A 10294-nucleotide genomic window follows, 5' to 3' on the forward strand; every position below is an offset into this window, starting at 1 on the left:
CTCTCAGCCCAGCAGGACGTCGTCGTCGCCCAGGCGCTTCAGCTCCCGGTAGAGGATCGCCAGGCCGGTGACGATGGCGGCGGCGGACACGGCCGCGTCGATCAGCCGCAGCGTGTCGTTCTCGAGGCGGGCCTTCTTGGCCTGCTTCGCGACGCTCAGCGCGCCGAACGCGGTGGTGGCGATGGACAGGTACGTGCCGGACTTGGACTTCTTGAAGCCCTTGGCCTTGGTCAGTGCACTCACAGCGACGGTGCCTCCTCGAGCAGCGGGTGTCCCCAGCGTTCCACGAAGGCCGCCTCGACCGCCGCACCGACCTTGTACAGGCGGTCGTCCTTCATCGCGGGGGCGATGATCTGCAGGCCGACCGGCAGGCCGTCCTCCGGAGCGAGGCCGCAGGGCAGCGACATGGCGGCGTTGCCGGCCAGGTTGACCGGGATGGTGCACAGGTCCGCCAGGTACATCGCCAGCGGGTCGTCGGCGCGCTCGCCGATCGCGAAGGCGGTGGTCGGCGTCGTGGGCGACACGATCACGTCGACCTTCTCGAAGGCCTTCTCGAAGTCCCGGCTGATCAGCGTCCGCACCTTCTGGGCCGAGCCGTAGTACGCGTCGTAGTAGCCGGAGCTGAGCGCGTACGTGCCGAGCATGATGCGGCGCTTCACCTCGTCGCCGAAGCCGGACTCGCGGGTGAGCGAGGTGACGTCCTCCGCGGAACGCGTGCCGTCGTCGCCGGTACGCAGGCCGTAGCGCAGACCGTCGAACCGGGCGAGGTTGCTCGAACACTCGGACGGCGCGATCAGGTAGTACGCGGAGAGAGCCAGGTCGAAGGACGGGCAGTCCAGCTCGACGATCTCGGCGCCCAGCTCCTTGAGCAGCGAGACGGACTCGTTGAAGCGCTCGACGACACCGGCCTGGTAGCCCTCGCCCGCGAACTGCTTCACGACGCCGACGCGCATGCCCTCGACGGAGCCGTTGCGCGCGGCCTCGACGACCGGCGGGACCGGGGCGTCGATGGACGTCGAGTCGAGCGGGTCGTGGCCGGCGATCACCTCGTGGAGGAGGGCCGCGTCCAGGACCGTACGGGCGCAGGGGCCGCCCTGGTCGAGGGAGGACGAGAACGCCACCATGCCGTAGCGGGACACGCCGCCGTAGGTCGGCTTGACGCCGACCGTGCCGGTGACGGCGGCGGGCTGGCGGATGGAGCCGCCGGTGTCGGTGCCGATGGCGAGCGGCGCCTGGAAGGACGCGAGCGCGGCGGCCGAACCGCCGCCCGAGCCGCCAGGGATCTTGGTGACGTCCCACGGGTTGCCCGTCGGGCCGTACGCACTGTTCTCGGTCGAGGACCCCATGGCGAACTCGTCCATGTTGGTCTTGCCGATGATCACGACGTCAGCGGCCTTGAGCTTCTCGGTGACCGTGGCGTCGTACGGCGGGATCCAGCCCTCGAGGATCTTCGAACCGACCGTGGTCGGAATGCCCACGGTGGTGAAGATGTCCTTCAGCGCGAGCGGCACGCCGGCCAGCGGGCCGAGCTTCTCGCCCCGCTCCCGCTTCTCGTCGACGGCTCGGGCCTGCGCGAGGGCGCCCTCACGGTCGACGTACAGGAAGGCGTGCACCTTCTCGTCGACGGCCTCGATCCGGGCGAGGTGGGCCTCGGTGACCTGGACGGCGGTGAGCTCGCCGGAGGCGATCTTCGCGGCCGTCTCGGCCGCGGTCAGCTTGATGATGGTGCTGTCCGTCATGGTGGTCCTAGTCCTCCCCCAGGATCTGCGGCACCTTGAAACGCTGCTGCTCCTGAGCGGGAGCGCCGGAGAGCGCCTGCTCGGGGGTGAGCGAGGGACGGACCTCGTCCGCGCGCATGACGTTCGTCAGCGGCAGCGGGTGGGAGGTCGGCGGTACGTCTTGGTCGGCGACCTCGGAGACGCGGGCGACCGCGCCGATGATGTCGTCGAGCTGGCCCGCGAAGTGGTCAAGCTCTTCGGGCTTCAGCTCCAGACGCGCCAGCCGGGCGAGGTGGGCGACCTCCTCGCGCGTGATGCCAGGCATGCAGCGATCCTCTGGGGTGAGTGTGTGTGGTTTGGGCCAATCCTATGGGGCGGGGGTGGGTGACCGTGAAACGGATTGCTGGCGGCGGCTGGCCGCCGGCCCTCTGCGGGGTGCGCCACCTGCCGGTGGTGGCATTGGAGCGTGGGCGGTTGCCGGCCGGTGGCGGGCTGGGGCGCCACCTGCCGGTGGCTGAGTCGGGGCCGCGCCGGGGTGTACGTCCTCGGTCTGGCGCCAGACCCTACGACGTCGGGCGAGCCCATACGTCGCGCCAGCCGCTGCGGGCGCACACCCGCCACGTCCCCTTCGGCCGGATGGCGGCTGCGGGCCGGTGGGGATCACCGTTGTGGGCAGCCACGCCGCTGACCGTTGTGGGCAGCCACGCCGCTCCCGTTGTGGGCAATCGTTCCGCAGGGCGGAACGGGTGGGCACAACCCCACGACGGCGGGTGCCCTCGCGCGGTACCTCAGGCGACCCGTGGACGCGAACCGGCGCCGGGAGGCGCTACGTGGGGACCGGACCCGAAGGGTCCGACGAACCCGCGGGGAGCGCGGCCGCAGGCCGCTGCCACCCCCGCGTACCCCGCGCCCGCAGCCACGCCGTCGTCTCGTCGGCGGGCATGGCAGCCGCGACGAGCCACCCCTGCACCGCGTCGCACCCGAGATCCCGCAACCGCTCCCACGTCTCGTCGTCCTCGACCCCCTCGGCCACCACGAGCAGCCCGAGGGAGTGCGCCAGATCGACCGTGCAGCGGACGATCTCCGCGTCCTCGGTGTCCACGGCGAGCCGGGCCACGAAGGAACGGTCGATCTTGAGCTCGCTCACCGGCAGCCGCCGCAGATGGACCAGCGAGGAGTACCCGGTCCCGAAGTCGTCCAGCGACATCTTCACGCCGTGCCCGGTCAGTCCGGCCAGCGTGTCGGCCGCCCGCTGCGGGTCCTCGAGGAGGACATGCTCCGTGATCTCCAGCTGCAGCGCTCCCGCGGGGACGCCATGCCGTGCGAGCCGCGCGGCGACCGCGCCCGCGAAGCCGGGCGTGTGGACGTCGCGTGGGGAGACGTTGACGGCGACGGGCACGCGCAGCCCTTGCGCGCGCCACCGCGCCACCTGGGCGAGCGCCGTCTCCAGCACGTACTCCGTCAGGTGCGGCATCAGCCCGGACGACTCGGCGATCGCGATGAACTCGTCCGGCGGCACCTTGCCGCGCTCCGGATGCACCCACCGTACGAGCGCCTCGAGCCCGGCGACCTGGCCGTCGAAGCGGACCTTGGGCTGGTAGTGCAACTGGACTTCGTGCGCGTCGAGCGCCCTGCGCAGGTCGCCGAGGAGTCCGAGGCGGTCCGGTGTGTTCGAGTCGCGCTTGGACTCGTACACCTCGACGCCCGTGCGGTCCCGCTTCGCCTGGTACATCGCGACGTCCGCCCGCTGCAGCAGCCCCTCCGCGTCCAGCGCGTGGTCCGGGAAGACGGCGAGCCCTGCGCTGGCCTCCAGGACGAGGGTGAGGCCGTCGAGGTCGAGCGGGGAGCCGAGGGCGGCGACGAGCGCCCGGGCGACGCGCGTGGCCGAGGTCGTGGAGTCGGCGACCGGCAGCAGTACGGCGAACTCGTCGCCCCCGAGCCGCGCGGCCTCGGCCCCGCGGGGCAGGGCCTTCTGCAGCCGGTCGGCGATCTGGAGGAGCAGCCGGTCGCCTGCGAGATGACCGAGGGTGTCGTTCACCGACCGGAAGCGGTCGAGGTCGATCAGCAGGAGAGCAGAGCGGGCTCCGATGCGCTCGGCGTCGTCCAGCGCCGCCCAGGTGCGCTCCAGGAGCCACTGCCGGTTGGGCAGGCCGGTGAGCGGGTCGCGCAGCTGCTCCTCCGCCCGGGCCCGGGCGATCCACAGCGTGGAGTCGAGCGCGATGAGCGGCACCGCGAACAGCGGCAGAAGCACGGGCACGGCCATCGCGACGACGCAGATCAGCGGCGCGATGCCGAGCAGCGCGCCGGCGAGGATGCCCTGCCGGACCAGGGCGGTGCGGGTTGCGGTCGGCAGTCCCCCGGTGCGCGGCGCGTGCACGTACCAGAGGAGGACGCGGGTGACGGAGAGGTACGCGGCCGCCACCAGGGCGACTTCGGGCACGGTGTAAAGGTCCCATGTCGCGGGCGGCCAGGGGTTCTCGGCCGTCGGCACGTTGCCGAACACCGCCATCACGAGTGCGCCCGCGCCGATGCCGATGATGTCGACGGCGCCGTGCAGCGCGCCCTGCCACCAGCGGTCTCTGCGCGCGATGCCGACGAGGACGACGACGGCGAGGCTGATCATTCCTGCGGGCAGCCAGCCGTACAGCAGGAGGACCGCCAGGGTCAGGGCCGCGCCTGAGCCCGCGCCGTTCCACCAGCGGCCCCGGCCGAAGGCCACCAGATGGCCGACGACGAGGCCGGTGAGGACGGCGAGGGACCAGCCCGCGGCGCCGGTCGGGAAGAGCCCGCGGTGGCCGGTGAACGCCCGGTAGAAGGCGGCGGCGAGCGCCAGCGAGGCCACCGCGACGACGGCGGCGGGCAGCAGCGCCCGGGCGTCGAGCCGGTTCTGAGCCCCCGCAGAGCCGCCCTCGCCGGGGCCGTGCCCGACCGTGACATGCCCCGGGCTGCGTCCGCCCTCCATGGGTTTCCCGCCCGGTCCGCCGGTGTCGGGGCCTCGCGGGGGACGTCGGACGGACCAGTGGACGCCGCTTCGGCCGGCCCCCGGACCACGCCGTACTCGCAGGCGCGCACGCAGCCGTGAGTCCGGGGCGGCGCTATCGGTCGGTTCCATTCCCGTCCCTCTCACAGCCGGCGGTGCCCACGCCACGCGGCCCGATGCCTGTGGCCTCCCTGGGGCGCCTCCAGCGGTTGCTGGGGGAGGAAGCCCGCGAGGCTGCCGACGAGAACCGCGTCCGAAAACCCTTCCCCGAGCTCGCGGGGAGCAGGGGATGCGCCGACCGCAGCTGGGCACGGCAGGCGCACATGTCAACAGTAGGCCGCAGAAGGCTTCCACGGGCACCGGTCGCCGACGGTTGCCCGAATGCGACCAGGCCACCCGTATGCAACTGATATGGGCTGAACGGGTGGCCTTGAACCGCTACTCCTCGACCGGAAGTGCGACTTCCGCAGCCGCGTCCGGCCCTTGTTCCAGCAGGACTTCGAAGCCTTCCTCGTTCAAAACCGGCACCTTGACCTGCATCGCCTTGTCATACTTCGAACCGGGGTTGTCACCCACAATGACGAATGAGGTTTTCTTCGAAACCGAACCGGTCACTTTCGCACCGCGGCTCTGGAGGGCCTCTTTTGCGCCATCCCGTGTGTAGTTCTGCAGAGTTCCCGTCACGACGACCGTGAGGCCTTCCAGGGGACGGGGGCCATGCTCCTCACCGGCGCCCTCCTCCTCCATCCGGACCCCGGCCGCCCGCCACTTGCGCAGGATCTCGCGATGCCAGTCCTCTTCGAACCACTGTTTGAGCGAGGCCGCGATGGTCGGCCCCACGCCCTCGACGGCGGCCAACTCCTCCTGCGACGCCTGTTCGATCCGGTCGATGGACCGGAACTCGCGCGCCAGGGCCTCGGCGGCGACCGGTCCCACATGCCGGATGGACAGGCCCGTGATGATGCGGGCGAGCGGACGCTCCTTGGCGGCCGCGATGTTCTCCAGCATGGCCAGCGTGTTCTTCTTGGGCTCGCCCTTCTGGTTGGCGAAGAACGTGACGACCTTCTCCTCGCCGGTCTTCGGGTCGCGCTTCGGCAGGCCCGTGTCCTGGTCCAGGACATACGACTTGATGGGCAGCAATTGCTCCACCTTCAGGTCGAAGAGGTTGCCCTCGTCGGTCAGGGGTGGTTCGGACGGCTCCAGCGGCCTGGTGAGGGCGGCCGCGGCGACATAGCCGAAGTTCTCGATGTCCAGGCACTTGCGGCCGGCCAGATAGAACAGCCGTTCGCGCAACTGGGCGGGGCAGGACCGGCCATTGGGGCAGCGCAGATCGACGTCGCCCTCCTTCATGGGCCGCAGTTCCGAGCCGCACTCCGGGCATTCGGCGGGCATCTGGAACTCGCGCTCCGTGCCGTCGCGCAGGTCGACGACCGGGCCGAGGATCTCCGGGATGACGTCACCGGCCTTGCGCAGCACCACCGTGTCGCCGATGAGCACGCCCTTGGCCTTGACCACGTCCTGGTTGTGCAGGGTGGCGAACTCGACCTCGGATCCGGCGACCACGACCGGTTCCACCACGGCGTACGGCGTCACGCGTCCGGTGCGGCCGACACCCACCCGGATGTCGACCAGCTTGGTGTTGACCTCCTCCGGCGGATACTTCCAGGCGATCGCCCAGCGCGGGGCGCGCGAGGTCGAGCCGAGGCGGCCCTGCAGCGGGATCTCGTCGAGCTTGACGACGACGCCGTCGATCTCGTGCTCCACGGAGTGGCGGTTCTCCCCGTAGTAGCCGATGAACTCCCGGACGCCGTCGAGGCCGTCGACCACCTTGTTGTGCCTGGCCGTGGGCAGGCCCCAGTCGCGCAGCAGGTCGTAGGCCTGGGAGAGACGGTCGATGGTGAAGCCCTCGCGGGCGCCGATGCCGTGCACGACCATGTGCAGCGGGCGGGTGGCCGTGATACGCGGGTCCTTCTGGCGCAGCGAACCCGCCGCAGCGTTGCGCGGGTTGGCGAAGGGCTTCTCACCGGCCTCCACCAGGCGGGTGTTGAGCTCCTCGAACTTCTCCATCGGGAAGTAGACCTCGCCGCGGATCTCCACGAGCGCCGGGATGAGGTCGCCCTTGAGCCGGTCCGGGATCTCCGCGATCGTCCGTACGTTCGGGGTGATGTCCTCGCCGGTGCGGCCGTCGCCACGGGTCGCCGCGCGCGTGAGCCGCCCGTGCTCGTACGTCAGATTGACCGCGAGGCCGTCGACCTTGAGCTCGCAGAGGAAGTGGTAGGCCGAGGTGCCGACCTCCTTGGCGACGCGGTCGGCCCACGCGGCGAGTTCCTCCTCGTCGAAGGCGTTGTCGAGGGAGAGCATGCGCTCGCGGTGCTGGACCGCCGTGAAATCCGTCGCGTACGCCCCCGCGACCTTCTGGGTCGGCGAGTCGGGGGTGCGCAGCTCGGGGTACTCGTCCTCGAGCGCCTCCAGCGAGCGCAGCAGCTTGTCGAACTCCGCGTCGCTGATGACCGGCTGGTCTTTCACGTAGTACCGGAAGCGGTGCTCCTCGATCTGCTCAGCGAGCTGCGCGTGCTTCTCGCGCGCCTCCGCGGGCGCCGATGCGGGCTGTGCTTGCTGTTCGCCGGCCACCGTCTTGTCCTCCCGATTTCTTGTACGGCCCGTCACGTGCTCGTGCGGCCACGTGCTCGTGCTGTCCTGGGTGCTGTCACTCGCTCGTGCCGTCACATGCTCGTACGCGCCGTCACTCAGGGTTGTCCGCGAGGGATCTCGCCGCCCGGACGCAGTGGCTGAGGGCCTTGCGCGCGTACTCCGGGGTCGCCCCCGCGAGTCCGCACGCCGGGGTGATCGCGACCGCCTCCCCCAGCAGCCCCGGATTCAGCCCCAGCCTGCGCCACAGCTTCCTGACACCCATGACGCTACCGGCAGGGTCTGACAATGGGCCGTCCGTGCCCGGCACGACGCCGGCGAGGAGCCTGGTGCCGCCCTCCACGGCTTCCCCGATCGCGTCGTCGTCACGCTCGGTGAGCAGCGAGAAGTCGAGGGAGATCCCGGCCGCCCCAGCGCGGCGCAGCAGCGCGAACGGCACGTCGGGGGCGCACGAGTGCACGACGACAGGTCCGTCGTGGATCCCGATCACGTCCCGCAGCGTGCTCTCCACGATCTGCCGGTCCACGGCCCGGTGCGTGCGGTAGCCGCTGGCGGTCTTGACCTGGCCGCGCAGGACGGCGATCAGCGAGGGCTCGTCGAGCTGGAGCACGAGCTCGGCGCCGGGCACCCTCCGCCGTACGTCGGCGAGGTGCGCCCGCAGCCCCTCCGCCAGTGACTCGGCCAGGTCCCGGCAGGCCCCGAGGTCGGACAGCGCCGCCTCGCCGTTCTTCAGTTCGAGCGCGGCCGCCAGCGTCCACGGGCCGACCGCCTGCACCTTCAGCGGCCCCTCGTAGCCCTGCGTGTACTCCTCGAGCGCGTCCAGGTCCTCCACCAGCCAGGACCTGGCGCGCCGGGTGTCCCGCCCCGGCCGGTCCCCGATCCGCCAGCCGCTGGGCTCCACGCGCGCGTACAGCTCGACGAGCATCCCGGCCGTCCGCCCGATCATGTCGGCGCCGGGCCCGCGGGCGGGCAGCTCCGGCAGGTACGGCATGCCCTCACCGCCGCCGAAGGTCCCGACGACGGTCTTGGCGGCCTCGCGCGTGTCGCTTCCCGGCATGGATCCGATGCCGGTGGCGGGACCGGGGCTGAACTTGCTGTTTTCGCTCACCGGGGAAGCGTACGAAATGGGCCCGGGGCATCGCCCCGGGCGGTCAGCGGCCCGGCCGTACCGTCAGGTCGTTGACCTCGGCGTCGCGCGGCAGGTCGAGGCACATGACGATCGTCGTGGCGACGGACTCCGGGTCGATCCAGCGGGCCGGGTCGTACTGCTTGCCCTCCTGCTGGTGGACCTTGGCCTGCATGGGGCTGGCCGTACGACCGGGGTAGACCGAGGTGACGCGGACGCCGTTGGCGTGCTCCTCCTGGCGCAGCGCGTCGGCCAGCGCCTTCAGACCGTGCTTGGACGCGGCGTACGCGGACCAGTCGGCGTGGGCGCTCAGGCCCGCGCCCGAGTTCACGAACACCACGTGCCCCTGGGCGACGCGGAGTTGGGGCAGGAAGTGCCGGGTCAGCTCGGCGGGAGCGATGAGGTTGACGTTGAGCTGGCTGTGCCATGTCTTCGGGGTGAGCTCGCCGACGGCGCCGAGGTCGACGACGCCCGCGATGTGCAGCAGCGAGTCGACCCGGTCGGGCAGGGTCTGGTGCGAGAACGCCCACGACAGCCTGTCCGGGTCGGCGAGGTCGCCTACGAGCGTCCGGGCGCCGGGGAAGTCGGCGGCCAGCTCCTTGGCGCGGCCGGCGTCCCGCGCGAGCAGCACCAGGTCGTCCCCGCGCGCGTGGAGGCGCCGGGCCACTGCTGCGCCGATGCCGGACCCGGCCCCGGTGATCACATGTGTAGCCATGCCACACATGCTCGCATCACGGCATGCCGCTCGATTCACTGCGTGCCGAGAGACTCTTCCAGGTAGGCCAGCGCCCCCACGGGCTCCTCCGCGAAGAACACCAGGTCGTTGAGGGGCAGCGGAAGGAAGCCCTCGGCCTCCATCCTCCGGAACTGCTCCTTGAGGCCGTCGTAGAAGCCCGCCGCGTTGAGCAGTACCACGGGCTTGGAGTGGAGCCCGTGCTTCTTCAGCTCGAGGATCTCGGTGGCCTCATCCAGCGTCCCGGTCCCGCCGACCATGATCACGATCGCGTCGGCCCTCTCCAGGAGGAGCGCCTTCCGCTCGGCCAGATCCTTGGCGATCACCATCTCGTCGGCGCCCGCACGCGTCTTGGACGACAGGAAGTCGACGGAGATGCCGACGAGCCGCCCGCCGGCCTCCTGCACACCGTCCGCGACGACCTTCATGAGCCCCACGTCGGACCCGCCCCACACCAGGGTGTGCCCTCCCTTCCCCAGCAGTTCGGCGAACTCCCGCGCGGGGCGCGTGTAACGGTCGTCGAGGTCGGCGGCGGAGAGGAAGACACAGATATTCATGCGCCTACCGTACGGGGGAAGAACTCCGGGCCGCCGGGCGCTGTGCCTTACATGGCCGAAGGACACACGATCACTGTCGAGCAGGGCACGGAGCACGTGCGCGTGGTGCACCGGGGCGAGGTCCTCGCGGAGAGCCGGCGCCCGGTCGTACTGCGCGAAACCGGCTGTCCGGTGCGCTACTACCTGCCTCCCGAGGACGTCCGTACGGACCTCCTGACCCCGTCGGAGACCCACACGTACTGCCCGTTCAAGGGCACGGCGTCCTACTGGTCGGTGCCGGGCTCGCCCGACCTGGTCTGGGCGTATCCCGATCCCAAGCCGGACGTCGCCGAGATCAAGGACCACCTCTGTTTCTACGAGGTCGAGGTGGTGGGGTAGAACCGAGGGGAACCTGGAACCGGGGGACGGGCCACGGTGATCTTCGAGGGGGGACGGGCATGACGGGAACCGAGCAGAGCCACGACGGTCAGGCGGCCCCGGAAGGCTTCGGCCCCCCGCCCCCGCCGTTCGAGCCGTCGCCCCCCGCTACAT

Annotated in this window: 9 protein-coding genes; 1 reads left to right on the plus strand and 8 read right to left on the minus strand. The window is 71.1% G+C overall.

Going from position 1 to position 10294, the window contains the following annotated elements:
* Positions 1 to 3: 3 nt before the first annotated feature.
* The 8 genes from STSP_RS03785 to STSP_RS03820 all read right to left on the minus strand — a co-directional run bounded on the left by STSP_RS03785 (position 4) and on the right by STSP_RS03820 (position 9763).
* Entirely contained in the window at positions 4 to 243 is a 240-nt protein-coding gene (locus STSP_RS03785) for a hypothetical protein (protein ID WP_067271992.1), read from the minus strand.
* Positions 240 to 1739 (minus strand): Asp-tRNA(Asn)/Glu-tRNA(Gln) amidotransferase subunit GatA, encoded by a 1500-nt coding sequence (gatA, locus tag STSP_RS03790; RefSeq protein WP_067271993.1) that lies wholly within the window; start codon positions 1737 to 1739, stop codon positions 240 to 242. The genes STSP_RS03785 and gatA overlap by 4 nt, the downstream gene beginning before the upstream one ends.
* Before the next feature lie 7 nt (positions 1740 to 1746).
* Positions 1747 to 2043, minus strand: a complete 297-nt coding sequence (gatC, locus tag STSP_RS03795; RefSeq protein ID WP_018531282.1) for an Asp-tRNA(Asn)/Glu-tRNA(Gln) amidotransferase subunit GatC — start codon at positions 2041 to 2043, stop codon at positions 1747 to 1749.
* Positions 2044 to 2544: 501 nt separating this feature from the next.
* Complete coding sequence (locus STSP_RS03800) at positions 2545 to 4830, minus strand: putative bifunctional diguanylate cyclase/phosphodiesterase (protein ID WP_067271996.1); 2286 nt, start codon at positions 4828 to 4830, stop codon at positions 2545 to 2547.
* A gap of 306 nt (positions 4831 to 5136) precedes the next feature.
* A complete protein-coding gene (gene ligA / locus STSP_RS03805) occupies positions 5137 to 7329 on the minus strand; it encodes an NAD-dependent DNA ligase LigA (RefSeq protein WP_067271998.1) in 2193 nt (730 codons plus the stop codon).
* A gap of 112 nt (positions 7330 to 7441) precedes the next feature.
* Entirely contained in the window at positions 7442 to 8455 is a 1014-nt protein-coding gene (locus STSP_RS03810) for a methionine synthase (RefSeq protein ID WP_067272000.1), read from the minus strand.
* Between the two features lie 43 nt (positions 8456 to 8498).
* Positions 8499 to 9197, minus strand: a complete 699-nt coding sequence (locus STSP_RS03815) for an SDR family oxidoreductase (RefSeq protein WP_078066869.1) — start codon at positions 9195 to 9197, stop codon at positions 8499 to 8501.
* 26 nt (positions 9198 to 9223) lie between these two features.
* On the minus strand, positions 9224 to 9763 hold the full coding sequence (locus tag STSP_RS03820) for an LOG family protein (RefSeq protein ID WP_067272003.1): 540 nt from the start codon (positions 9761 to 9763) through the stop codon (positions 9224 to 9226).
* Between the two features lie 51 nt (positions 9764 to 9814).
* Here STSP_RS03820 and STSP_RS03825 point away from each other — a divergent pair, with 51 nt between their 5' ends.
* Positions 9815 to 10141, plus strand: a complete 327-nt coding sequence (locus STSP_RS03825) for a DUF427 domain-containing protein (protein ID WP_067272005.1) — start codon at positions 9815 to 9817, stop codon at positions 10139 to 10141.
* The last annotated feature ends 153 nt before the right edge of the window (positions 10142 to 10294 follow it).

Origin of the sequence: Streptomyces jeddahensis (genome assembly GCF_001642995.1) — a bacterium.
GTDB lineage: Bacteria > Actinomycetota > Actinomycetes > Streptomycetales > Streptomycetaceae > Streptomyces > Streptomyces jeddahensis.